A 21,688-nucleotide genomic window follows, 5' to 3' on the forward strand; every position below is an offset into this window, starting at 1 on the left:
CGCGCCACCGGCCGCACGCTCTACATCCTGGACGAGCCGACCACCGGCCTGCATTTCCACGACGTCAAGAAGCTCTTGGAAGTGCTGCACGAGCTGGTGTCGCAGGGCAACACGGTGGTGGTGATCGAGCACAATCTTGAGGTGATCAAGACCGCGGACTGGGTGATCGACCTCGGCCCCGAAGGCGGCGACGGCGGCGGCGAGATCGTTGCCTGGGGTCCGCCGGAGGATATCGTCAAGGCGCCGCGCAGCTATACGGGTAAGTTTCTGGGGCCGGTGCTGGCGAAGGCCGATGGCGGCAAGCGGAAGCGCGGGATCGAGGCGGCGGAGTAAGGGCAGGACTTGATTTCCATTGAGTGACACCCTCATCCACATTCGCTCCCTTGCAGAACGCGGAGCTATCCGCATTTCGGATCACGGCTATGACGAACTTGCCAAGGATGGGCGATCCCCAAGGATCACTTCGAACCCGGAGTTATGGTGACGGCCTATCGGCCGGATCGGGAAAGATGGTCGTCCGACTTTTTGAGGCGGAAAATACGATGATCCGAAAAACAATCAAACTTATCCATGAAGGCCGCTACGCGGCGGAAATCCCGGTAGAACTGATCGAGGATGACACCGGCTGGTCGCCCTATCTGTCTTTGGAAGATGCAAAGACGCTCGACGCCGTGCGCTTGGCATTGCGCAAAGGTGAGATTGCAGAGGCGGCCAAGCATGGTCGCGTGTTTGAATTGACGCCAATCTCGGCCTGACAGCCCCGCAGGACGGAATAGCGCAGCGTATTCCGCCGGGGCGCTCCGATGATGCTGCCCTACGCGGCGTCTGCCGGTCTCACGCGCTTTGTAATCTCCGCGCCCTTCTCCCGTTCGACAACGCCGATATCATACTGACTCTGCAAATCGAGCCAGAACTGCGCACCATTGCCGAAGTAGCGTCCAAGGCGAACGGCTGTATCGGCGGTAATCGAGCGGCGACCGTTGAGAATGTCCGTAACGCGGCCCGAGGGCACGCCGATATCAAGTGACAGCCGGTTGGCGCTGAGCTTGCGGGCTGTCAGTTCGCGCTTCAATAAGCGCCCGGGGTGTACGACAGGAGCCATCACGTCAACCTTTATGGTAGTCCACGATTTCAACTTCGTGGGCATCGCCTTTGTGAAACTCGAAACAGATACGCCAACGCTGGTTTACCGTCATCGCCCACTGCCCCCTGCGATCACCCTTGAGCTTGTGCAAACCGACACTTTTCAACGGGCTCAGATCGTTGAGTGACTTGGCGACGTTCAACGCCACCAACAGATCGATGGCGGCTTCGAAATCCAGCCCGCGAAATTGATTTGGCTGCTCGCCATCCCAAACCTTTCGGGTCGCGGAATTTCGCCACGAACGGATCATGGCACAAATATACTACGGGAAACGGTGAACGGCAAGACTGTCAGCTTTGGCGTATCAACGTTCTGTGGCCGCTGAGTACTCACTCCGCCACCACCGCCTCCACAAACCCCGCCGGATCCTCGCAAAACTCCCGCATGATCTTGTAGTGATCCGTCTCCTTCACGGTCACCGGCTCCAGCCCGTATTTCGACAACCGCAGCAGCCGCGCGTCGGGATAGGCCATCAGCATGGGTGAATGCGTGGCCATGATGATCTGGCAATGGCCGGAATTTTCCATCCGCCGCATCAGCTTCAAAAATTCCATCTGGCGCGACGGCGACAGCGCGGATTCCGGCTCGTCGAAGATGTAGATGCCCTGGCGCTGGCAGCGCTCCTCGAAGAAGCGCAAAAAGCCCTCGCCGTGCGAATGCGAGAGGAAGTCCGGCGGCGGTCCGCTCAGCGGTTCCCGGGCCGCCTCGTCGAGATATCTGGCGACGGAGAAAAAGCTCTCGGCGCGGAAGAACCAGCCGCTAGTGACCTTCGGCAACCAGCTCGCCCGAAACGCGCGGGAGAGCCGGCCGCCCATCGCCTCGATGGCGATGGAATGATCGACCGGCATGTAGCCCTTGCCGCCGCCGGCTTCGTCATAGCCCGCCAGCACGGCAATGCCTTCGAGCAGGGTGGATTTGCCGGTGCCGTTTTCGCCGACGATGATGGTGATGGCGCGATCGAAACCCAATTCGAAATCATCGCTCAGGAAAGGCAGGCAGAACGGATAGGCCGCGCGGTCGGCGATCCGCGACGGGTCGAGCCAGATGCGCCTGAGATAAGGCGCAGGCAGATTGATCGGTCGGTTTCGTCTGGAGGCCATCGTTCCTCTCCCCAGGGGCTTCGGAACATAACAGGAACAAAGATACTTTGGAAAGTCGGGTTCCCAGCTCAACCTGCTTGAGGTGGCGGCCGCCTGGAAACGCGGAGCTTCAGGTCGAGGCCAATATCCAGGTATTTAAATACCTTCAGATGGCGCTATTCCTACTGTACATGGGGTTGATTTCGATATTTTGGTGGGAGGCGAGCGACGCGACGCCTGCCGCTATCTCGATCCGGGCTACCAACCGTCGCCAGGCACCTCCAGCACCAGCTCCATTGTCATCAGCACCGGATTGTCGCTGCGCTTCAGCCGGCCTTCGGCGAGGCCGCCGGTGTAATCGACAACGGCAATGTCCAGCTCCGCTTCGGGCGCGCCGCCCGCCCCGGCCGCGATGGCTCCCGAACGGATCGCGAGTTCGGTCGCGAACGGCTCGACGAGGCGGCCGTCGGCGAAGCGCACGCCGATGGTGCTGCCGACGCCGCCGTGAATTTTGGCGTGGGTGATGCCGCGCTCACGGCAAAACGATTCCAGCGCGCCGGCAAAATCCTGGTTCGGCCGCAGCCGCAGCGCGAAGGCACGGCTGGTTGCCTTGGCTGCCGAGGCCGCACAAGCAACCGGCCCGAACAGTTTGAAATTGGTCTCGGGGTCGGGCTCGGCGGTGAACAACGCGCCGACAATGCCGAATGCCTCGACCGCAAAGGGCTCTGCGACCAAGGTTTCCTCCGGCAGGATATGGCCGCCGCCGGCACGGCCATCGGCTTCCGTCCACAACGCGTGGCAATGGAAGAACGGCGCGCCGTCGCGCTGCCCCAGCGTCATCGCGCCCGTCGTGAGCTGCGTGATACCGGCGGGCCTGAACGTGTCGCTGTAGAACGCGGCATTGGCGCCGGTCTTCGACAGCGCTGGCATCACGTAGGCAAAGGGGGCGAGCGCCCCGCTCCGGATGTTCAGCACGCCGCCGGCAAAGCCTTGCCCGGCAAAGCCGCGGCGCGCGGCCTCCAGCAGCGGCAGGCCGGTTTCCAGCGTGAAGGTGAAGGCGCGCCCCCTCGCCTCCACCCACTGGATGCGCTCGGGCACGGGTGGACCGGGCTGCGTGACGCTTCGCATCGCTCAGCGACCGGCATCGGCTGGCTGCTTGGCCTCGAGCAGGCCGCGCGCCTCGAGTTCATCCCGCACCAGCCGCTTTGGAATCTTGCCGTAACCGGATTTCGGCAGCGCCTCCCAGAAGAAGAAGCGCTTCGGCATCTTGTAGCGCGGCACCCTGGCGGCCAGGAAGGTGGCGAGTTCGAGCTCGCTCACCGCGGCCGAACCCTCGCGCGCGACGCAGACGGCGATGCCGACCTCGCCCCAGACCGGGTCCGGCACGCCGACGATCGCGACTTCGCCGATCCCGGGGTGAGTCAGAATCTTCTCTTCCACCTCGCGCGGATAGATGTTGGATCCGCCGGATATGTACATGTCCGAGGCGCGGCCGGTGATATAGACAAAACCCTCGTCATCGAGATGGCCGAGGTCGCCGGTGCGGAACCAGCCGTCGCGAAACGCCTTGGCATTGGCATCGGGGTTATCATAGTAGCCGGCGAACACGGCCGGACCGATCACGCAGATCTCGCCGGTCTCGAAGGCTTTCAGCTCACGCCCGTCGTCGGCCTGGATCGAGACCTGCATACCGGTGCGCTCATAGCCGCAGGAGCCGATCCGCGCCTGCGGTCCGTCTTCGGCATCGTGCAGCTCCGTCGGCAGCACCGTGATGTTGCCGGTGACCTCGCCAAGCCCGAAATACTGCACCAGCACCTTGCCGAGCTTCTTCAGGGCGGCCTTCTGGTCCTCGCGGTACATCGGCGCCCCGGCATAGATGATGTAGCGCAGCGAGGAATGGTCATAGCGGTCGATGGCGGGGTGCTCGACCATCATCTTCAGGATGGTCGGTACGGTGAAGATATTGGTGACGCGATGCGTTTCGATCAGACGGAACGCCTCGTTGATGTCGAACCGCTCCGAGGGCAGCAGGATGGTCGGCACGCCGCGCGCGACCTGCACCAGCTGGTGCACGCCGGCGCCGTGCGACAGCGGCGCCACGACCAGGGACGCGTCGCGCTCCGTCGTACCGGGCATCAGGTCGGCGAGATGATTGGTCACCACGAACGCCATCTGGCCATGGGTCAGCACCGCCGCCTTGGATCGGCCCGTGGTGCCCGAGGTGAAGAAGAACCAGCAGGGATCGTTTTCGTCGACGGCGTTGTTTGCGAATGTCGCGCCGGCATGGGCGGATATCGCTTCACTCACCGATCTCTCGCCGAAGGCGCCCTCGCCGATCCGCCAGGTGAAGGCGAGCGCCGGGCTCGCCGCCTTGACCGCCGCGGCATGGCCGGGGAAATCACCCTGGCAGAGGAACGCCCTGGCGCCGGAGGCGGTCGCGAGATACGCCACCTCGTCCGGCATCAGCCTGAAATTGGTGGGAACCCAGACCGCGCCGAGCCGGAAGGCTGCGAACATCGACCAGAACATCTCGTCGCAATTCCTGGAATGGACCAGGATGCGGTCGCCCTTGACAATGCCGCTTGCTGCGAGGGCCGCCGCCAGCGCCGAGACGTGACCGTCGATCTCGCGCCAGTTCCAGGACCGCTCGCCCCAAACGAGGCCGGGGCGATCGCCAAGGCGGCGGGCATTTTGCGTCAGCATGTGAGCGAGGTTCATGACCCGGTGGGACATGCGCAGGATGCCGCCGGGGGGTGCGGCCGCGGGAACGGGTTCGATCACGTGGAAGGCTCCGGAACTGGGACGACGGTTCGCCGATCAATGATTGCAATAATACGCCCAAACGGATGTAGATGTCGCCATGACCTTTGCCGCCCTGAAAAGCGATATTCGCGAGCTTTACGAAGGCGCGACGCCGCGCGGCGTCCGTTTCCGCTATGCGCTGCTGGCGTTCGATATCGTCACCGTGCTGTTCATCATCGCGACCTCGTTCCTGCCTTCCAGCGAGACCATCGAGACGCTCGACGTCCTGTTCGGCGTCGGAATCCTGGCCGACTTCGCCGCACGCCTGCTCGCCAGCCGGCATCGCCTGCGCGAATTCACCCGGTTTTCGACCTGGACCGACGTCATCGCGATCGTCTCATTCCTCGCGCCGCTGGCAGGGGAAGGCGGCGGCTTTCTGCGTATCCTGCGCACCTTGCGGCTGCTGCGCGACTACCAGATGCTGGAGCGGCTGCGCGCCGACAGCTCGTTCTTCCGGCGCAACGAGGAGGTCATTTTCGCCGTCACCAACCTTGCGGTATTCATCTTCGTGATGACCGCGATCGTCTACGAAACCCAGAAATTCCACAACAACCAGATCACGAACTATGCCGACGCGCTGTACTTCACGGTTACGGCGCTGACCACCACCGGCTTTGGCGACATCACCCTGCCCGGCACGCTCGGCCGCCTGATCTCGGTGGTCATCATGATTTTCGGCGTGACCCTGTTCTTCAATCTCGCCCGCGCGCTGCTGAACCCGGACAAGGTCCGGTTTCCCTGTCCGACCTGCGGCCTGCAGCGCCACGACCGCGACGCGGTGCATTGCAAGGCCTGCGGCGTGGTGCTGAATATTCCCGACGAGGGCTCCTGACGCCGGCCCGGCATCCTCACCGCAGCCCCGTCCCGCCGCAGCGCTGGCATTTCACCACCTTGTCGCCCTTCTTCAGCAGGCCCTTGCCCTCGCAGTTCTTGCACTTCTGCTTCTTCTTGATGTTGGGGCCCTTTTGGCTCGTCATGACGTTCTCCAGATCAGAGGCGCTGCGATCGCCGGCAAGCCAGCCTATCTCGCTTCAGAACCATAGCACCAAAGCAAGTGGACTTCGGGCCATATTGACGACCCCAGTGCGCGCCGCCGGCTTGCAGCGGCAGGTCCATGCGCCTAAATGACCCGGCGGAATCGTTTTCAGAGAGTTGAGGGTATGGCGACAGCATCCGTTCGCGACAACAAGGCCCAAAGCCGATTCGAACTCGATGTCGAGGGCACATTGGCGTTCGCGAATTATCGCCTCACGCCGTCGGCCGTCGTCATCACCCATACCGAAACGCCGCGCGCGCTGCGCGGCCGCGGCATCGCGTCCGAGCTGCTGCACGGCGCGCTGCAGCTGATCCGCGCCGATGGATTGAAAGTGATCGCCGGCTGCGGTTTCGTGGTGGATTATCTGCGCAAGCATCCGGAGTTTGCGGATCTGGCGGGGTGACAAGCGCTGGGCGCGACCGGCTATCCTGACCTCCGACTGATCACGGGTCTTCGGTTCGCCCACAAAAAAGGCCCGCCGTCCGGCGGGCCTCTTAATTCGTCCGACGATCTGCCCGTTACCCGCCGGACTAGTCCTTCAGCTCCGGCGGCAGCTTGCCCCCATTGGCGGCGAGTTTCGTCATCACCTGCTTGTGCAGCCAGATATTCATGCTGGCGGAATCGTTGCTGTCGCCGGTGTAGCCGAGCTCCTTGGCGAGCTCCTTGCGTGCGGTGAAACTTGAATCGATATCGAGCGCCTTCATCAGATCGACGATCGAAGTCCGCCATGCCAGCTTTTCACCCTTGGCCTTGACGGCGGCGTCCAGTATCGGCGCGACGTCGACCGTGGCCGCGGCCGCCGATCCACCTCCAGCAGCGGTACCGCCGCCCGCAGGCGCCGCGTCGGCCTTGGTGCCAAAGATCGCGCCCATGATTTTTCCGAAAATGCTCATAGATTTCTCCAAATAGACGATACGAACAGCCCGCTCTGACCTTAGCGTCCCCGCCGAGGCTTGCCAATGCAGCATTCACCGAAGCGTGAGCGACGGCGCGGGTGATTGGGAGTACGCTGATGGTTCAGTTCGCGACATGGCCTGCTCCGGTTTCCTGTCTTCGCGTCTGGCCCTGATCGTGATCGTTTCGCAGACGGCCTGTTGGCGCCCGCAACGGCGTGACATGCGGCTGTCACACAAAGGGAGACGACGACCATGGCCACGCCATACCCGGGCAATGCTCCCGGCAATGTCACGCCGCTGGAAGCACAAAATACCGCAGCCGCCCCCGTCATCCGAACCATCGGCCTGTCCGACTTGCACCGGGCGCTGCGGCTCGGCTGGGAGGACTTCAAGGCGGTGCCCAGCCACGCCATCATTCTCGGCGTGATCTATCCGGTGCTCGGACTGGTACTGGCGCGCACTGTACTCGGCTATTCGGTTCTGCCGCTGCTGTTTCCGCTGGCGGCGGGCTTTGCCCTGCTCGGCCCGTTCGCAGCCCTCGGCCTCTATGAGCTCAGCCGCCGCAGGGAGCGCGGTGAACAAGCCTCGGCGTGGGACGCGGTCGAGGTGCTGCGCTCGCCGTCGTTCGGCGCCATGCTCGGGCTCGGCACGCTGCTGCTGGCACTGTTCGTCGTGTGGGTGTCGACCGCACAGGCGATCTATGTCGCGGCCTTCGGTTACGAGGCCGCAGCCGGGATTCCTGATTTCGCGCGGCGCGTGCTGACGACGCCGGAGGGATGGTGGCTGATCGTCGTCGGCTGCGGCGTCGGCTTCCTGTTCGCGGTGGTGGCGCTGTGCGTCAGCGTGGTTTCATTCCCGCTGATGCTCGAGCGTCACGCCGGGGTCGGCGACGCCATGGTGACATCGCTGCGCGTGGTGGCGCGAAATCCGGTACCGATGGCGGCATGGGGATTGATCGTCGCGGCGTTGCTGGTCGCGGGATCGCTGCCGGCCTTCCTCGGCCTCGCCATCGTCATCCCGCTGCTCGGTCATGCCACCTGGCACCTCTATCGCGAGGTCGTCGCGCCCGAACTCAACCCGCAACCGCTCCCGCCCCGCCCGCATCGCGAGCGGCGCCCGGCGGCGGACTTCCCGGCCAACCTGTTCCCGTGGAAGCGCAAAAACGACGCGTAGCAAGCGTCAAGCCACGGCGGGACAAGCCATGCCATCGGGCCGCCGGTTCTTGCTGACCGGCGGCTTGAGCATGCAGGCGCTCGTTGTCCGAGATCTTGAAACGGCGCTGTTCGCAGTCTTTCCAATCAGGCTGCTCCAAAACAATGAATTTATATTCATATTTATTTGAAAAACTGCATGCGAATCACGCATGCATATTTAAGCCTGATCAAGTCTTGGGCAGGCTGTTTTCGTCCTCATCTCATGCGAATGGTAGCAGCGCACCTAGCTCGGATGTCTAAGGTGAGGTGTCGGTTTTGTAACAATTCCTCGTGCTTAACTGCTGTATCTCGAATTTTTCCGTATACACCGGCGATCGCTCGGCACCTCTGAAAAGGCTAATCGATTCTTATCATTGCCATGCGTTTTTCACCTAGCTGCATCGCAACACCAGAGCTTCTGCACTGCGGCATGGTTTTCTATATTCATTACAACGATGAGGCTTCCTCCAAGAGCTGAATCGTATTTTCAAGGAGACTACCCATGTTGCTCTCGCTCATCCGCATGATCCAGGCGTTCCGGGACTATCAGCGCAATGTCAGCGAATTGTCCCAGCTTAGCGATCGCGAACTGTCCGATATCGGTCTGGATCGCTCGGACATTCCGCGCGTTGCAGCCGGTACCTATCACGGCTGATTCGTTTCTCAACTGACTGACGATAACGCCCGCCTCGCTGCGGGCGTTGTCGTATCTGCGGTGCATTCCACTTGGCCCGAAAACGCGCTACGTCTCTCGGCCATGAACGCCAGCAAATCTGCCACTGAAACCGTCCATATCGTAGGCGCCGGCCTGGCCGGCTCGGAAGCGGCCTGGCAGGTCGCCAATGCCGGCGTCGCCGTGGTCCTGCACGAGATGCGCCCTGTCAGGATGACCGAGGCCCATCGCACCGACGGCCTGGCCGAGCTGGTCTGCTCCAATTCCTTCCGCTCCGATGATGCCGCCAACAACGCCGTCGGGCTGCTGCATGCCGAAATGCGCCGGCTGGGCTCGCTGATCATGCGGGCCGCCGATGCCAACCAGGTGCCCGCCGGCGGCGCCCTGGCGGTGGACCGCGACGGCTTCTCCGCTGCCGTCACCAAGGCCCTCAACGATCATCCGCTGATCGATATCGACCGGACCGAGGTCGGTGGCCTGCCGCCGGCCGATTGGGGCAATGTCATCGTCGCGACCGGACCCCTGACCTCCGCACCGCTCGCGGAAGCTATCCGCGTACTCTCGGGCGAGGACGCGCTGGCATTCTTCGACGCCATCGCCCCGATCGTGCACCGGGATTCAATCGACATGTCGGCGGCGTGGTTTCAGTCGCGCTACGACAAGGTCGGCCCCGGCGGCACCGGCGCCGACTACATCAACTGCCCCATGAACAAGGAGCAGTACGACGCCTTCGTCGACGCCCTGATCGCGGGCGAGAAGACAGACTTCAAGGAGTGGGAAACCAACACCCCCTATTTCGACGGCTGCCTGCCGATCGAGGTGATGGCCGAGCGCGGCCGCGAGACGCTGCGCCACGGGCCGATGAAGCCGGTCGGGCTGACCAATCCGCACGACCCGACCGTGAAGGCATATGCCATCGTGCAGCTGCGCCAGGACAACAAGCTCGGCACGCTCTACAATCTGGTGGGTTTCCAGACCAAGTTGAAGCATGGCGCCCAGCAGCGCGTGTTCCGCACCATTCCCGGCCTCGAGAACGCCGAATTCGCCCGACTGGGCGGCCTGCACCGCAACACCTTCCTGAATTCGCCGAAACTTCTGGACACCCAGCTGCGCCTGCGCGCCCAGCCGCGGCTGCGCTTCGCCGGGCAGATGACCGGCTGCGAGGGCTATGTGGAATCCGCCAGCATCGGGCTGATGGCCGGCCTCTATGCCGCCGCCGATGCCCGCGCGGCATCATTGGCGCCGCCGCCTTCGACCACGGCGCTGGGATCGCTGCTCGGCCACATCACCGGCGGCCACATCGAGACCATCGACGCCGGTCCGCGCTCATTCCAGCCGATGAACATCAATTTCGGACTGTTTCCGCCGCTGGCCAGTGCTCCCACCAAAAAGCCCGATGGCACCCGGCTGCGTGGCAACGAAAAGACCGTGGCAAAGAAGCAGGCGATGAGCGCGCGGGCGCTATCGGATCTCGACCGCTGGATTGCCGATCACTTGCGCGTTCAAGCTGCGGCGTGAGCATTCCATGAGTCTACCGAAAGACGACGCCGCCGTGCTGTCGGCGCGATGGACCGAAGGCGTGCTCTTGAAGCGCGACGTGTTTTCGACTGTCGAGCGCGGCCGCTTTCGCGCCGATGCCGGTGAAGTCGACGCCGTGCTGCGCCGGCTCGATCAGGTGCCGTGGTGGTCTTACCTTCCGGCGCGTCATCTGTTCGGACGCGAGGCCCGCGCACTGGCGCTGGCGCGCGACCTCGATGTCGGGCCGAAACTGTTGTGGGCCGGCAAACAGGCGCTGGTGCGAGGTTTCATCAATGGTGTGGCGCTGCAAATGGCAAAGCCGCATGGCGACGCCGCCTATTTTCGCTCCGCCAAGCAGGCGTTGCGAAGAATGCATCGCGCCGGGATCTGCCATAACGATCTCGCCAAGGAGCAAAACTGGCTGCGCGGCACCGATGGCCGCGCCTATGTCACGGACTTCCAACTCGCGGCCTGCTTCAAATCGCGCAGCAAGCTGTTCCGGATCGCGGCCTATGAGGATCTGCGGCATCTTCTCAAGCACAAGCGCAGCTATGCACCGGAGGCGCTGACGCCGGCAGAGCGCAAGATCCTGGCGCGCAAATCGGCCGTCGCCAGCGTCTGGCTGATGACCGGCAAGAAAGTCTACCGCGCCATTACCCGCGGCCTGTTCAACTTTACCGACCGCGAAGGCGGCGGCCGGCGGCTGGTCAACGACGCGCCGGTTCTGCTCGAGCTGATCCGTAAAAATCCTGAGGTCGGCGACGTCGCCATCGTCGCCTTCGCCGACCGCCGCACCGGCGTGGGGCTTTATGCCTTTGTGGAAGCCGACCAGCCCGCGCTCGAAGTTCAACTGCGCAGCGAACTCACGGCCGCAAAGGGCCCAAAGCCACCGGAGCACATCCAGGTGGTACAGGCGCTGCCGCGCGATGCCGCCGGCAAGCCCCGCACCGAGATTTTGCAGCTCGTGGCGATGAATCAGCTCGATCTGATCGAGCCGATGATAACCAGCGACGCCGACCGCGCGTTCTTGAAAAGCATTCTGGAGTCGCGGAAGAACTTGCGGGACCGGTTCAATTTCGAGGCGGGTGATTTGGCGCAATCGCCATCACAGAACGTCATCACCCGCGAAGGCGGATGATTCAGTATTCCAGAGGCGTCCGAGATTCGATCGAGAGGCTGCGGCTTACTGGATACCGCATTCGCGGAGTATAACGACCATGAGTGATGCAACATAAAGTGCCTCCGCACCCTATGAAAATTCCTTCGACCTTGACGCCCGCCACAACGTCCACAGGGTCCGTAACCGCGACGTGAGATGCGGAGCGAACGGATCGGTGTCGGCGCGCGACATCCGTTGCAGGTCGCGGCGGACCAGCGCCAGCGGCAGGAACACCGGCCTGACCTCCGGCGGCACGCTCTCCAACAGCGCCAACGCCGTCTTTAAATGTCCTCGTCCCTCGGCAATCAATTGTTCCAGCGCCACACGGAGTTTCGGCGTCTGCTTGCCGACAAACACTAGTTCCATCCCGATGCCGTGCTGCTGCAGCAGTTGCAGCGGCACGAACAACTGGCGCCGCGACGCATCCAGCGGCAATGCGGCGATCACCTGGGCGATGCCCTGCGCGAGGCCGGCATGACGCGCGAGGTGCTCGATCTCATCGGATTGGCGGCCACAGATTGCGGCGCCCAACGAAAACAGCGCGGACGCGGTATCGTTGATGTAGCCTTCCAGCGCCGCCATGGTCGGCATCGGATCGTTGTAGAGATCGAACTGGTGTTCATCGATCAGCCGCGACAGCCGCTCGACCGGCAGCCGGTAGCTGCGGATCGCCTGCATCAGTTCAGCCGCCACCGGATTGCCCTCGACGCCGCCATGGCTGGTGCCCGCCAGCATGTCGGTCCACCATTGCAGGCGCATTTCGCCGGGCAGCGGCTGGCTCACCTGCTCGCGCACCCGCGAAATCTCGACATTCAAGGCGTAGACCGCCAGCAGCGCGCGGCGCTGGTCGGACGGCATGAAGAGCGTGGAGGCGTAGCGGGCGAAATCATGGCTGCGCACCAGGTCGGCGCAGAACGAAGCGGATTCCCGGTTGCCCTCCCCGCCGTTCATGGCACCGCGATCAGCGCCGCCGCGACGCGCCGGCGTTCGCCGATCATGATATTGTAGGTAGTGATCGCGGGTCCGGTCTGCATCGTGTCCAGCACCACCCTCACCGCGCGCAGGGCATCGCGTAGCGCAGGTGGCGCCAGCCAGACGCCAGTGCCGGTGCCAATAATGAGCGTATCGATCCCATTGGCCGCTTCGAAGACGCGGACCAGCGAGGCCCCGTCGATCTCCTCAGGCCTGGTCACCGGCCAGGCCCAGATCGCCTCCGGCAGGCACAGCAGCGAGCCGCGATGCGACATCTCGGCGAAGGCGAAGCCGCCCTTGCCATAGGCCTCGATCGGCGCCGATCTCGGAAGATGCGGAGCGTCCGACGGGGCCGGCATCGTCACTTTCCGGACGGCTTTTCCGGTGCGTCCCGGTTAACGCCGACGCCGAGATAGATCAGGATCGGTGCTGCGATGAAAATCGAGGTGTAGGTGCCGACCAGCACCACGCCGAAGATCATCACGGCGGTGAAGCTGTGGATGGCGTGACCGCCGAACAGGTACAGCGCCAGCAAGGCCAGCGTCACCGTGACGTGGGTGATGATCGAGCGCGACAGCGTCGAATTGATGGACTCGTTGAGCAGCTCCGGCATCGGCATTTTCTTGTAGCGCCGCAGCATTTCCCGGATCCGGTCATAGATCACGACGGTATCGTTCAGGGAGTAGCCGAGAATCGTCAGCAACGCCGCGATACTGGTCAGATCGAAATCGATCTGGGTGATCGACATGAAGCCGATGGTGAGCACGATGTCATGGACGTTGGCGATCATGGCGCCGAGCGCAAACTGCCATTCGAACCGGAACCAGAGATAGATCAGGATCCCGAAGATCGCGAGCATCAGCCCCAGCATGCCGTAAGCCAGCAGTTCGCCGGAAACGCGCGGTCCGACGACTTCGACACGTCGATACTCGACTGACTCGCCGAGCGCGCCGCGGACCTTCTGCACCGCCACCTGCTGGGCGGCATCGCCGCCGGGCTGTTCCGCGATGCGGATCAGCACGTCGGCTGGTCCGCCGAACTGCTGCAACTGAACTTCGCCGAGACCAAGCCCGGTCAGCGCTGTCCGCATCGGCGCAATGTCGGCGGTGCCGGACTTGGCCCTTACTTCCAGCAGCGTGCCGCCCTTGAAGTCGATGCCGAAATTCAGCCCATGGGTGAAGAACAGCATGATCGCGGCAATCGAGAGCAGCGCCGAAATAGGAAAACTGATGCGACGAAAGCGGGTGAAATCGAACTTGGTGTCGTCAGGCACGATTCGCATCGCCGGCAGCCAGCCGAAGCAGGCGACCACCGTCATCACGGCAACAAGGACACCGAGTCCGATGAGAACGTAATTTGTCACAGCCGGCTCATTTCCTAAATCGGCACGGTCTGCGGCCGCTTCCATCTCACCCACGTCGCGACGATCAGAGCGGTAAGCGTAAAGGCGGTGAAGACCGTGGTGATGATGCCGATGCCGAGCGTCACGGCAAAGCCGCGCACCGGTCCGGTGCCGATATAGAACAGCACGGCTGCGGCGATGAAAGTGGTGATGTTGGAATCCAGAATCGTGGCCAGCGCGCGGCGGAATCCGGCATCGATCGCGTTGATCGCGCTGCGCCCGCCGCGCAATTCCTCGCGGATACGCTCATAGATCAACACGTTGGAGTCGACGGCGATGCCGACCGTCAGCACGATACCGGCGATGCCGGGCAGCGTCAGCGTGGCGTTCAGGAGCGACAGGATGCCGAAGATCATCGCGACGTTGATGGCGACTGCGATGTTGGCGAACACCCCGAACAGCCGATAGGTCAGCAGCATGAAGATGATGACCATGATGGAGCCGACATAGGCGGCGAGCTCGCCCTTTTCGATGGAATCCTGGCCCAGACCTGGGCCGACCGTGCGCTCCTCGATCACGGTCAACGGCGCCGGCAGCGCGCCGGCGCGCAGCAGGATGGAAAGATCGTTGGCCGCCTGCACCGTAAAGCTGCCGGAAATCTGGCCGGAACCACCGATGATCGGCTCGCGGATTACCGGCGCCGAAATCACCTCATTGTCGAGCACGATGGCGAACGGCTGACCGACATTCTCCGTCGTCGCCTGCGCGAATTTGCGCGAGCCCGACGTGTTGAAACGGAAACTGACGATCGGCTCGCCGGTGCGCTGGTCGAAGCCCGGCTGCGCGTCGGTCAGATCGCCGCCGGAAACCAGCACCTGCTTCTTGATGACATAAGGGGTCTTCGGCGTGGTCGAACTCATCAGCACGTCGGAGTCCGGCGGCGGCCTGCCCTGCTGGGCCTGCTCCGCCGGCACCGTCTGATCGACCATGCGGAAATCGAGCTTGGCGGTCTTGCCGATCAATTCCTTCAGTCGGGTCGGATCCTGCAGGCCCGGAACCTGCACCAGAATCCGGTCCAGTCCCTGGCGCTGGATCAACGGCTCGACAGTGCCCAGTTCGTTGACGCGCTTCTCGACGATCTGAATCGACTGTTCGACCGACTGCCGGATGCGGTCGGTAATCGCCGCAGCGGGAACGCTGAGCCGGATGAGCCCGCCGCTGGCGTCGGCGATTTCAAGACTGCGCTGGCCGCTGGATCCGAGCAAGCCGCCGAGCGGCTGAGACAACTCGCGCAGTTTGGTCAGCGCCACCGGCAAATCGGTGTCCTTGGTCACGCGCACTTCGACAGTTTCGTTGCGCACGGCGAGCCCGGTATAGGGGATCTTGGCATCGCGTAACGAGCGGCGAACGTCGTCGCGGATCTGATCAAGCCTGTCCTTCCTGACCGAATTGGCATCGACCTCAAGCAGGATATGCGAACCGCCCTGCAAATCGAGGCCCAGCACCAGATGGCGCTGCGCCCATTTCGGCCAGGTTTTGACGGTGGCTTCGGGGAAGAAGTTCGGAACGGCGCAAAGGCACACCACCAGCGCCGTGAGGATGATCGCCAGCGCCTTCCACCGCGAGAAATACAACATCGAGTTGACCCGTCAAATCAGGAGAATACGGCGCGCAAAAAGCTAGCTCGCGGACGTCTCGTCCTTGGCGGGCTCGGCCTTTTCCTTCGCAGGCTCGCCCTTGGCGCGGACCCCGGAAATCATCTGCCGCATCTGGCGCACGCGGACGCCATCGGAGATTTCGAACTCGATCTGGTCGTCATCGACCACTTTCGTCACTTTTCCGACCAGGCCGCCCGAGGTCACGACCGTATCGCCGCGGCGGATGTTCTTCACCAGTTCGGCATGGTCCTTTACCTTCTTCTGCTGCGGCCGCAGAATCAGGAAGTACATGATCACGAAGATCAGGGCGAACGGCAGCAGCGACATCAACATGCTGTTGGTATCGCCGCCGGCCGCGGCCTGGGCAAACGCAGGAGTAATCAGCATTCGGACAATCCTCGTGAAACGGGGGTAAACCAGCGACCCATCGGCGTCAGGCCGGTTCGGTCAAATTCGCGCGGACTATAGCGACCAGCGCCCCAATTGCAACGCTGCCAGCCCCCTCATTTGGGCCGCTTGCGGCCTTGTGCAAGGCCCGATATGGGTGCGTCCTGAGGAACCCCCAAGATGTCAAAAAAGCCCAGCAAAACAGGCTCTCGCGCCGCCTCCCGGGCTGGCCAGCGGAAATTGGCGAAGCCCGCGACAAAACGCCCGCCCGCCCCGCCGAAACAGGCCACGGACCAGCGGATCGCACGCGCGCTCGAAGCCATCGTGGCGCACCTCGCCGCCGCTTCGCCGGCGTCGCATGCCGCCGACTCATTCGGCAGCGCCGACGCCTTCGTCTGGCACCCAAACGGAAGGCTAACACCGGTGCCGCGCGTCAGCCGGGTCGACCTCGGCCTGCTCAAGGGCATCGACCGGGTGCGCGACATCCTGATCGAGAATACCGGGCGTTTCGCCGATGGCCTGCCGGCCAACAACGTACTGCTGTGGGGCGCGCGCGGCATGGGCAAGTCGTCGCTGGTCAAGGCAGCGCACGCCAATATCAACGTCGCGCGCAAACCGGCGCAACGCCTCAAGCTGGTCGAGATCCACCGCGAGGACATCGAGAGCCTGCCGGCGCTGATGGACAGGCTGCGCCGCTCGGATTTCCGCTTCATCGTGTTCTGCGACGACCTGTCGTTCGACGGCAACGACGCCTCCTACAAGTCGCTGAAGGCGGTGCTGGAGGGCGGCATCGAGGGACGTCCCGACAATGTAATCCTGTACGCGACCTCCAACCGCCGGCATTTGCTGGCGCGCGAGATGATCGAGAACGAACGCTCGACCGCGATCAATCCCGGCGAAGCAGTCGAGGAAAAGGTCTCGCTGTCGGATCGCTTCGGCCTCTGGCTCGGCTTTCACCGCTGCAGCCAGGATGAGTATCTGGCGATGGTGAAAGGCTATTGCAGCCATTTCGGCATCAAGATCGCGGAAGCCGAACTGGAGCGCGAGGCGCTGGAATGGGCGACCACGCGCGGCTCGCGATCGGGACGTGTCGCCTGGCAGTTCACGCAGGAACTGGCGGGTCGGCTCGGGGTCCGGCTGAAGCCGGACTGATCCTCAGCCTTCGGCGGCGGGCCGTTGCGACCGCGCCAGCGGAATGATCAGCAGCCCGAGCAACGCCACCGCGGCCAGCAGTGCCCAGGCCTCATTGACGCTGGTCGCGAAGGCGGCCTGCTCGATCATGGAGGCAGCAGCCGCGAGATCCGGCGGAATCCGGTCCAGCCCGATTGCCTTCGCGGTCGTGATGTCACCCGCGATCAGGCGCTGGCGGATGGCTTCGGCATGTCCGCTGGTGCGTCCGTAGAGGACCGTATCGATCAGCGCGATCCCGACGGCGCCGCCGAGGTTTCGCATCATGTTGAACAGGCCGCTGGCGTCCGGCACCTGCTTGTGGGGCAGCGTCTCGAGCGCAAGCCTGGTCGGCGGCAGCAGGCAGAACATCGCCGCGAAGCCGCGCAGCACCTGGGGCCAGAACATCTCGTCGAAATCGGCGGTGCGACTTTCGAACGCGCTCATACCGAGGCCTATGGCGAACAGGCCAAATCCAAACGCCGACAGCCAGCGCGGATTGACCCGGCTCTCCAGCGCGCCCGCAATCGGCGCGGCCACCAATTGGGCGGCGCCCGTCACCAGCATGATCGAGCCGATCTGCAACGGGTCTTGCTGCCGGACATAGGCGAGAAACACCGGCATCAAATAGACCGCGCCGAACAATCCGACGCCGAGACAGAAGCTGAGCCCGCATCCGACCGAAAACGACGACACTTTCAGCGTTCTCAGTTCGACCAATGGCTGCACCGCCTTCAGCGTTCGCACCGCGAACGCCGCCGTCGCGGCAGCGCAGAGCGCGAACAGGCCGAAGCAGACTGCGGAGAACCAGCCATTGTGCGGCGCCTGTTTCAAGCCGATCTCCAGGCTCGCCAATGCCACTGCCATCAGCGCCAGCGCCATTGCATCGAAATGCTTCAGCTGGTTCAGCCGGGGCCTGCCCCGCGGCAGCAGGAACGGTGTCGCGACCACCGCGATGACGCCCGGAACGACATTGATCAGGAACAGCCAGGGCCAGGAATAATGATGCGTGATCCAGCCGCCCACCACCGGTCCGACGGTCGGCGCCAGCACGGCCACGATGCCGGCGATAGTGCCGGCGATCGGATGGGCCCGCGGCGGAAACAGCAGAAAGATCCCCGAGAACACCGCGGGGATCAGCGTGCCGCCGGCAAACCCCTGCAGGATGCGGAAGCTCACGAGCGACGTGAAATTGGTGGAGAAGGCGCAGCCGATCGACGTCACGGTGAAGATGAAGATGGCGATCACGAACAGCCAGCGCAAAGTGAGGACGCGTGTCAGCCAGCCGGTCAGCGGAATCGCCGTGATCTCGGCGATCAGATACGCCGTCTGGATCCAGCTCATCGCATCAGGAGAGATCCTTAGCGAATGCTGGATTGCCGGCAGCGAGGTCGCGACCACCTGAATATCGAGGATCGCCATGAACATGCCGAGGCACATCAGGATGAAGCCGAACCAGGTGGCAATCCTTGCCGAAGTCGTCCGCCAGATCATGGGGTGCCGAGCATCATGGTCTCACGCGGCGCCCCCGGCGCGGCTTCGGCATATCGGTGGACCGCAGGAAGCGAAGCGCAGAGAGCGATAAAAACGGTGGCCGGCAACCGCAGGCCTGAAGGTTACGCAATAGCGGACCAAGGCAATGAAGTACACCTCCGGACCCGCACGCGTGTAACTCAGCCAGACGAAAATGGCCGGGAAAACCCCGGCCACCACGCAGAAACAACTGGAACTGACAATATCGCGTTCCGTTAGCTCGCCTCACGCCCCGTTGAGGAATTGAAGCGGGTCAACCGGTGAAGATCCCTTGCGGATCTCGAAGTGGAGCTGCGGCGACCCCACTTCTCCCGACTGACCCGACTTGGCAATGATCTGGCCACGCTTGATGGTGTCGCCGCGCTTCACCAGCAGCTCACTCGCATGGGCATATGCGGTGACGTAACCGTTGGAGTGCCGAACCAGAACGAGATTGCCGTAACCCTTCAGTTCATTTCCGGAATAGGCAACGACGCCATCCTCGGCCGCCTTGACCGGCGTGCCTTCGGGCACCGCCAGATTGATTCCGTCATTCGCCTTGCCGTTGGTCTTGGCGCCATAGGTCGTGATCACCTTGCCGCGCACCGGCCAGCGGAAGGTCGGCAGCGCGCCGGTTGCTTCACTGGCTTTCACGGGCGCTTCAGCCGCCGGCGCGTCTTCCACCTTTGCGGTCGCCGACGCGAGCCGCGCGCTTTGCGGGGGCGTGCCGGCCACGGCGGCCGTTCGGGTCGCCGGTGCGGTGGGCTGGACGGCGGCAACGGCGACCGGCTGTGCCGCCGCGGTCCTGACGCCCGGCATGGTCAGCTTCTGGCCGAGCTTGAGTTTCGACGAGGAGTCGAGGCCGTTGGCCCTGGAAAGATCCGCCGCCGTCACGTTGTTGCGACGGGCGATGCTGAGCAAGGTGTCGCCGCGATTGACGACATGAAACGTCGGCGCCGCAGCCGCGACAGGCTTGCTGGCAGGCGCCGCCAGGGCCGGCGCAGGCGCAGCGGCGGCCGCGGTCTGACGGGGAATGATCAGCTGCTGCCCCGGCGACAGCGCGCGCGGTCCCTTGTAGCCATTGGCCTGCAGGATCGCAGCGGAGGAAACGTTGTAGCGGCGCGACAATCCTTCGAGCGTGTCGCTGGTGCCGACGATGATCGTGGTGCCTGCCTGGGCCTGAGCCGGCGCGCGGACGGCCGCGACCGAGCGCGGGGCGACGGTGGCCGTGGTCTCCAGCGGTTGCTGCGTCGGCGGCGCGTAGGAGGACAGGCCCCGCCCTCCTCCGGATACGCCTGAATGCGCGGCCGGATAGGACTGCGGCGCCGAGATCGGAGGCGGCAGCGGCTGCGACTGATATTGCGGCTGTGCCTGGTATTGCGCCTGCGGGCGGGAATATTGCGGAAGTTCGCGGCGCTCGACCGCAGGTGCTCGAACCGAGTTGGTGGTTTCCGGTTGCGATGCAAAAGGATTGGACAGGTTGTTTTGCGACAGCCGCGTCTGCATGTCGGCGCTGCAGCCGGCAAACCCAAATGACATCAGCGCCAGCGCCGCAACGTGCGGAACGCGACGCGAGTAAAGCAACTCGACGACACGGGACATGGTTACTCACTCGTACGCAACAAATTACTGATTTGAGTAAACACGCCCCCAGTAAACAACCGCTTAACCCTGGGAATAAGACCTTGGCGGGACAGCCAATCCGGGTCTTACAGTTCGCGGGCGATCCCGGGCAGCGCCGGGACGAAGCGCACGTCCACCAGCGCCTTGCGCTCGAAGCCGGCCTCGGTTCTGGTCAGGCGGATCAGGGTCTGGGTGCCGTGATGCGGCCCGACCGGGGCAATCAGGATGCCGCCGGGCTCGAGCCGCTGCATTAACGCATCGGGGACCTGCTCCATCGCCGCCGTCACAATGATGCGGTCGAAATTGCCGGCGCCGGCCGGGATGTCGAAGCCGTCCCCCAGCATCACCTCGACATTATCGCATCCGAGCTTCTCCAGCCGCGCCCGCGCGCTGTCAGCGAGCGTCCGGTAGCGCTCGATCGACAGCACATGGCCGCTCAGCCGCGACAGGATGGCAGCCTGGTATCCCGAGCCGGTGCCGATCTCCAGCACCCGATGATGCTTCTGCAACTGCAATTGCTCGGTCATGTAGGCCACGACGAACGGCTGGCTGATGGTCTGGCCGCAGGCGATGCCGAGCGCGCTGTCGCGCCAGGCGTCGGCGCGATCGGCCGGCTCCACGAAAGCGTCGCGCGGAACCGCCTCCAGGGCGCGCAGCACCGCCTGATCGCTGATCCCCCGCCGCCGCAGGTTGAGCTGAAACATCATCTTTTCCGGCGGGTTTTGAACGGCGGGCATGTCGGTCTCGCAAAACACTACCGCGGCACCCTAGCGCGCCTCGGACTATTCGATGCAATATAGAACGCAGGTTTCTCTGCCAATCCGGGTTCCCTCGGCGGAACCCGGCGTGGTACCTTGGCGTTGACCAACGACGCGGCGTGCAGGACACGTTCATATTGCGCCTGCTAGCGTTATTTGCGATCTTTACGGTGGGGCGGGCAAGGACATCATCATGACGGAGGCGCGGCTGCCGCGGGGTTCAGTGTTTCTCGTCGAGGACGAGGTCATGATCAGGATGATGGTCGCCGATATGCTGGAGGAGCTTGGCTTCAGCGTCGCGGCCGAGGCCGGCGAGATCAACGAGGCGATCCGGCTGGCTCAATCCACCCATTTCGACTTCGCCATTCTCGACGTCAACGTCAACGGCAAGGTGATTTCGCCGGTTGCCGAAGTGATCAAGGCGCGCAACCGCCCGTTCATTTTCGCGACCGGCTACGGTTCGTCGGGCCTCCCGGAAGAATATCGCGATCGCCCGGCGCTGCAAAAACCCTTCCAGCTCGAAACCCTGGCCAAGATAATCGACGCGGCGCTGAAAAGCGCGACGGTATAGGGGAGGATGGTCTTACCGGGAGGGCCTTACCCTCCTGCGAATTAGACTCGCAAACAGCGCCGCTATTTCAGCGTCGCGGTCAGCGCTTCCGAAAATGCTTCGTCGGTGCGGTCGAGCCGCAGCGGGGTCACCGAAACATAGCGCGCCGCCAATGCGGCAAGGTCGGTGCCTTCGGCCGGCGTGTCCAGCATGGCCGCG

24 protein-coding genes and 2 pseudogenes are annotated in these 21,688 nt (G+C 63.6%); 10 read left to right on the top strand and 16 right to left on the bottom strand.

The features are described from left to right. Together Q8N40_RS12710 and Q8N40_RS12715 are read left to right on the top strand one after the other, a co-directional pair. A pseudogene (locus Q8N40_RS12710) lies at window positions 1-333 on the top strand (excinuclease ABC subunit A); the annotation flags it as partial. 176 nt (window positions 334-509) lie between these two features. Continuing rightward, window positions 510-755, top strand: a complete 246-nt coding sequence (locus tag Q8N40_RS12715) for a hypothetical protein (protein WP_305712072.1) — start codon at window positions 510-512, stop codon at window positions 753-755. Between the two features lie 59 nt (window positions 756-814). Here the strand turns inward: Q8N40_RS12715 and Q8N40_RS12720 are convergent, their stop codons facing one another. The 5 genes from Q8N40_RS12720 to Q8N40_RS12740 form a co-directional block, all read right to left on the bottom strand. After that, the gene (locus tag Q8N40_RS12720; protein ID WP_305712073.1) at window positions 815-1,147 is read right to left on the bottom strand and encodes a HigA family addiction module antitoxin; all 333 of its coding nucleotides are present in this window, start codon (window positions 1,145-1,147) and stop codon (window positions 815-817) included. Further along, the gene (locus Q8N40_RS12725) at window positions 1,107-1,394 is read right to left on the bottom strand and encodes a type II toxin-antitoxin system RelE/ParE family toxin (protein ID WP_305712074.1); all 288 of its coding nucleotides are present in this window, start codon (window positions 1,392-1,394) and stop codon (window positions 1,107-1,109) included. Before Q8N40_RS12725 ends, Q8N40_RS12720 begins: the two co-directional genes overlap by 41 nt. Window positions 1,395-1,473: 79 nt before the next feature. After that, complete coding sequence (locus Q8N40_RS12730; RefSeq protein WP_305712075.1) at window positions 1,474-2,244, bottom strand: AAA family ATPase; 771 nt, start codon at window positions 2,242-2,244, stop codon at window positions 1,474-1,476. Window positions 2,245-2,481: 237 nt separating this feature from the next. Beyond that, window positions 2,482-3,351: a PCC domain-containing protein gene (locus Q8N40_RS12735; protein WP_305712076.1), complete on the bottom strand. Its 870-nt coding sequence runs from the start codon at window positions 3,349-3,351 to the stop codon at window positions 2,482-2,484. A 3-nt stretch (window positions 3,352-3,354) separates the two neighbouring features. Continuing rightward, window positions 3,355-5,001, bottom strand: a complete 1,647-nt coding sequence (locus Q8N40_RS12740) for an acyl-CoA synthetase (RefSeq protein ID WP_305712087.1) — start codon at window positions 4,999-5,001, stop codon at window positions 3,355-3,357. 82 nt (window positions 5,002-5,083) lie between these two features. On the opposite strand from Q8N40_RS12740, the gene Q8N40_RS12745 reads away from it, so the two are divergent. Then, a complete protein-coding gene (locus Q8N40_RS12745; RefSeq protein ID WP_305712077.1) occupies window positions 5,084-5,857 on the top strand; it encodes a potassium channel family protein in 774 nt (257 codons plus the stop codon). A 16-nt stretch (window positions 5,858-5,873) separates the two neighbouring features. On the opposite strand, the gene Q8N40_RS12750 is transcribed toward Q8N40_RS12745, so the two are convergent. Continuing rightward, on the bottom strand, window positions 5,874-6,002 hold the full coding sequence (locus tag Q8N40_RS12750; protein WP_304741461.1) for a hypothetical protein: 129 nt from the start codon (window positions 6,000-6,002) through the stop codon (window positions 5,874-5,876). 183 nt (window positions 6,003-6,185) lie between these two features. Between Q8N40_RS12750 and Q8N40_RS12755 the strand changes: the two genes are divergently transcribed. Continuing rightward, the gene (locus tag Q8N40_RS12755; protein WP_305319598.1) at window positions 6,186-6,464 is read left to right on the top strand and encodes a GNAT family N-acetyltransferase; all 279 of its coding nucleotides are present in this window, start codon (window positions 6,186-6,188) and stop codon (window positions 6,462-6,464) included. Window positions 6,465-6,591: 127 nt separating this feature from the next. Here Q8N40_RS12755 and Q8N40_RS12760 read toward each other — a convergent pair whose 3' ends face one another. Beyond that, a complete protein-coding gene (locus tag Q8N40_RS12760) occupies window positions 6,592-6,954 on the bottom strand; it encodes a DUF3597 domain-containing protein (RefSeq protein WP_305319597.1) in 363 nt (120 codons plus the stop codon). A gap of 255 nt (window positions 6,955-7,209) precedes the next feature. Between Q8N40_RS12760 and Q8N40_RS12765 the strand changes: the two genes are divergently transcribed. From Q8N40_RS12765 to Q8N40_RS12780, 4 genes are all read left to right on the top strand, one after another. Next, window positions 7,210-8,130, top strand: coding sequence for a DUF2189 domain-containing protein (locus Q8N40_RS12765; protein ID WP_305712078.1), 921 nt, complete (start codon window positions 7,210-7,212; stop codon window positions 8,128-8,130). A gap of 522 nt (window positions 8,131-8,652) precedes the next feature. Then, window positions 8,653-8,805 (top strand): DUF1127 domain-containing protein, encoded by a 153-nt coding sequence (locus Q8N40_RS12770; protein ID WP_305319595.1) that lies wholly within the window; start codon window positions 8,653-8,655, stop codon window positions 8,803-8,805. 102 nt (window positions 8,806-8,907) lie between these two features. After that, window positions 8,908-10,341 (top strand): methylenetetrahydrofolate--tRNA-(uracil(54)-C(5))-methyltransferase (FADH(2)-oxidizing) TrmFO, encoded by a 1,434-nt coding sequence (gene trmFO, locus Q8N40_RS12775; protein ID WP_305712079.1) that lies wholly within the window; start codon window positions 8,908-8,910, stop codon window positions 10,339-10,341. Window positions 10,342-10,348: 7 nt separating this feature from the next. Then, window positions 10,349-11,479, top strand: coding sequence for a serine/threonine protein kinase (locus Q8N40_RS12780; protein ID WP_305712080.1), 1,131 nt, complete (start codon window positions 10,349-10,351; stop codon window positions 11,477-11,479). A 111-nt stretch (window positions 11,480-11,590) separates the two neighbouring features. Here Q8N40_RS12780 and Q8N40_RS12785 read toward each other — a convergent pair whose 3' ends face one another. The 5 genes from Q8N40_RS12785 to yajC are packed head-to-tail and all read right to left on the bottom strand — an operon-like array spanning window position 11,591 to window position 15,859. After that, window positions 11,591-12,451 carry a phytoene/squalene synthase family protein gene (locus tag Q8N40_RS12785; protein ID WP_305712081.1) on the bottom strand — a complete coding sequence of 287 codons (861 nt, stop codon included), beginning with the start codon at window positions 12,449-12,451 and terminating at the stop codon, window positions 11,591-11,593. Beyond that, window positions 12,448-12,831: an Mth938-like domain-containing protein gene (locus tag Q8N40_RS12790; protein WP_305319591.1), complete on the bottom strand. Its 384-nt coding sequence runs from the start codon at window positions 12,829-12,831 to the stop codon at window positions 12,448-12,450. Before Q8N40_RS12790 ends, Q8N40_RS12785 begins: the two co-directional genes overlap by 4 nt. Window positions 12,832-12,833: 2 nt before the next feature. Next, window positions 12,834-13,835, bottom strand: coding sequence for a protein translocase subunit SecF (gene secF / locus Q8N40_RS12795; RefSeq protein WP_305712082.1), 1,002 nt, complete (start codon window positions 13,833-13,835; stop codon window positions 12,834-12,836). Between the two features lie 14 nt (window positions 13,836-13,849). Then, window positions 13,850-15,451 carry a protein translocase subunit SecD gene (gene secD, locus Q8N40_RS12800; protein ID WP_305319589.1) on the bottom strand — a complete coding sequence of 534 codons (1,602 nt, stop codon included), beginning with the start codon at window positions 15,449-15,451 and terminating at the stop codon, window positions 13,850-13,852. A 42-nt stretch (window positions 15,452-15,493) separates the two neighbouring features. After that, on the bottom strand, window positions 15,494-15,859 hold the full coding sequence (yajC, locus tag Q8N40_RS12805; protein ID WP_305319588.1) for a preprotein translocase subunit YajC: 366 nt from the start codon (window positions 15,857-15,859) through the stop codon (window positions 15,494-15,496). 180 nt (window positions 15,860-16,039) lie between these two features. Between yajC and Q8N40_RS12810 the strand changes: the two genes are divergently transcribed. Then, window positions 16,040-17,011 (top strand): ATP-binding protein, encoded by a 972-nt coding sequence (locus Q8N40_RS12810; RefSeq protein WP_305319587.1) that lies wholly within the window; start codon window positions 16,040-16,042, stop codon window positions 17,009-17,011. Window positions 17,012-17,014: 3 nt separating this feature from the next. On the opposite strand, the gene Q8N40_RS12815 is transcribed toward Q8N40_RS12810, so the two are convergent. The 3 genes from Q8N40_RS12815 to Q8N40_RS12825 form a co-directional block, all read right to left on the bottom strand. Beyond that, entirely contained in the window at window positions 17,015-18,520 is a 1,506-nt protein-coding gene (locus Q8N40_RS12815) for a DHA2 family efflux MFS transporter permease subunit (protein ID WP_305712083.1), read from the bottom strand. A 264-nt stretch (window positions 18,521-18,784) separates the two neighbouring features. Beyond that, on the bottom strand, window positions 18,785-20,140 hold the full coding sequence (locus tag Q8N40_RS12820; RefSeq protein ID WP_305712084.1) for a peptidoglycan DD-metalloendopeptidase family protein: 1,356 nt from the start codon (window positions 20,138-20,140) through the stop codon (window positions 18,785-18,787). 107 nt (window positions 20,141-20,247) lie between these two features. Then, entirely contained in the window at window positions 20,248-20,898 is a 651-nt protein-coding gene (locus tag Q8N40_RS12825; RefSeq protein WP_305712085.1) for a protein-L-isoaspartate(D-aspartate) O-methyltransferase, read from the bottom strand. A gap of 214 nt (window positions 20,899-21,112) precedes the next feature. Here Q8N40_RS12825 and Q8N40_RS12830 point away from each other — a divergent pair, with 214 nt between their 5' ends. Further along, window positions 21,113-21,490 (top strand): response regulator, encoded by a 378-nt coding sequence (locus Q8N40_RS12830; protein ID WP_305712086.1) that lies wholly within the window; start codon window positions 21,113-21,115, stop codon window positions 21,488-21,490. A gap of 62 nt (window positions 21,491-21,552) precedes the next feature. On the opposite strand, the pseudogene Q8N40_RS12835 reads toward Q8N40_RS12830, so the two are convergent. Beyond that, a pseudogene (locus Q8N40_RS12835) lies at window positions 21,553-21,688 on the bottom strand (5'/3'-nucleotidase SurE); the annotation flags it as partial.

It is taken from the genome of Bradyrhizobium sp., from assembly GCF_030693485.1.
In the GTDB taxonomy this organism is placed as follows: domain Bacteria; phylum Pseudomonadota; class Alphaproteobacteria; order Rhizobiales; family Xanthobacteraceae; genus Bradyrhizobium.

Excerpts from the sequence above, each read along its gene's own strand:
- Q8N40_RS12780 (WP_305712080.1), top strand. The coding sequence starts at position 10,349 with ATGAGTCTACCGAAAGACGACGCCGCCGTGCTGTCGGCGCGATGGACC.
- Q8N40_RS12750 (WP_304741461.1), bottom strand. The coding sequence starts at position 6,002 with ATGACGAGCCAAAAGGGCCCCAACATCAAGAAGAAGCAGAAGTGCAAG.
- Q8N40_RS12725 (WP_305712074.1), bottom strand. The coding sequence starts at position 1,394 with ATGATCCGTTCGTGGCGAAATTCCGCGACCCGAAAGGTTTGGGATGGC.
- Q8N40_RS12735 (WP_305712076.1), bottom strand. The coding sequence starts at position 3,351 with ATGCGAAGCGTCACGCAGCCCGGTCCACCCGTGCCCGAGCGCATCCAG.
- Q8N40_RS12715 (WP_305712072.1), top strand. The coding sequence starts at position 510 with ATGGTCGTCCGACTTTTTGAGGCGGAAAATACGATGATCCGAAAAACA.
- Q8N40_RS12820 (WP_305712084.1), bottom strand. The coding sequence starts at position 20,140 with ATGTCCCGTGTCGTCGAGTTGCTTTACTCGCGTCGCGTTCCGCACGTT.
- Q8N40_RS12770 (WP_305319595.1), top strand. The coding sequence starts at position 8,653 with ATGTTGCTCTCGCTCATCCGCATGATCCAGGCGTTCCGGGACTATCAG.
- Q8N40_RS12790 (WP_305319591.1), bottom strand. The coding sequence starts at position 12,831 with ATGCCGGCCCCGTCGGACGCTCCGCATCTTCCGAGATCGGCGCCGATC.
- Q8N40_RS12830 (WP_305712086.1), top strand. The coding sequence starts at position 21,113 with ATGACGGAGGCGCGGCTGCCGCGGGGTTCAGTGTTTCTCGTCGAGGAC.
- secD (WP_305319589.1), bottom strand. The coding sequence starts at position 15,451 with ATGTTGTATTTCTCGCGGTGGAAGGCGCTGGCGATCATCCTCACGGCG.
- Q8N40_RS12785 (WP_305712081.1), bottom strand. The coding sequence starts at position 12,451 with ATGAACGGCGGGGAGGGCAACCGGGAATCCGCTTCGTTCTGCGCCGAC.
- Q8N40_RS12720 (WP_305712073.1), bottom strand. The coding sequence starts at position 1,147 with ATGCCCACGAAGTTGAAATCGTGGACTACCATAAAGGTTGACGTGATG.
- Q8N40_RS12765 (WP_305712078.1), top strand. The coding sequence starts at position 7,210 with ATGGCCACGCCATACCCGGGCAATGCTCCCGGCAATGTCACGCCGCTG.
- Q8N40_RS12755 (WP_305319598.1), top strand. The coding sequence starts at position 6,186 with ATGGCGACAGCATCCGTTCGCGACAACAAGGCCCAAAGCCGATTCGAA.
- Q8N40_RS12745 (WP_305712077.1), top strand. The coding sequence starts at position 5,084 with ATGACCTTTGCCGCCCTGAAAAGCGATATTCGCGAGCTTTACGAAGGC.
- Q8N40_RS12730 (WP_305712075.1), bottom strand. The coding sequence starts at position 2,244 with ATGGCCTCCAGACGAAACCGACCGATCAATCTGCCTGCGCCTTATCTC.
- Q8N40_RS12815 (WP_305712083.1), bottom strand. The coding sequence starts at position 18,520 with ATGATCTGGCGGACGACTTCGGCAAGGATTGCCACCTGGTTCGGCTTC.
- Q8N40_RS12760 (WP_305319597.1), bottom strand. The coding sequence starts at position 6,954 with ATGAGCATTTTCGGAAAAATCATGGGCGCGATCTTTGGCACCAAGGCC.
- trmFO (WP_305712079.1), top strand. The coding sequence starts at position 8,908 with ATGAACGCCAGCAAATCTGCCACTGAAACCGTCCATATCGTAGGCGCC.
- Q8N40_RS12810 (WP_305319587.1), top strand. The coding sequence starts at position 16,040 with ATGTCAAAAAAGCCCAGCAAAACAGGCTCTCGCGCCGCCTCCCGGGCT.
- Q8N40_RS12825 (WP_305712085.1), bottom strand. The coding sequence starts at position 20,898 with ATGCCCGCCGTTCAAAACCCGCCGGAAAAGATGATGTTTCAGCTCAAC.
- yajC (WP_305319588.1), bottom strand. The coding sequence starts at position 15,859 with ATGCTGATTACTCCTGCGTTTGCCCAGGCCGCGGCCGGCGGCGATACC.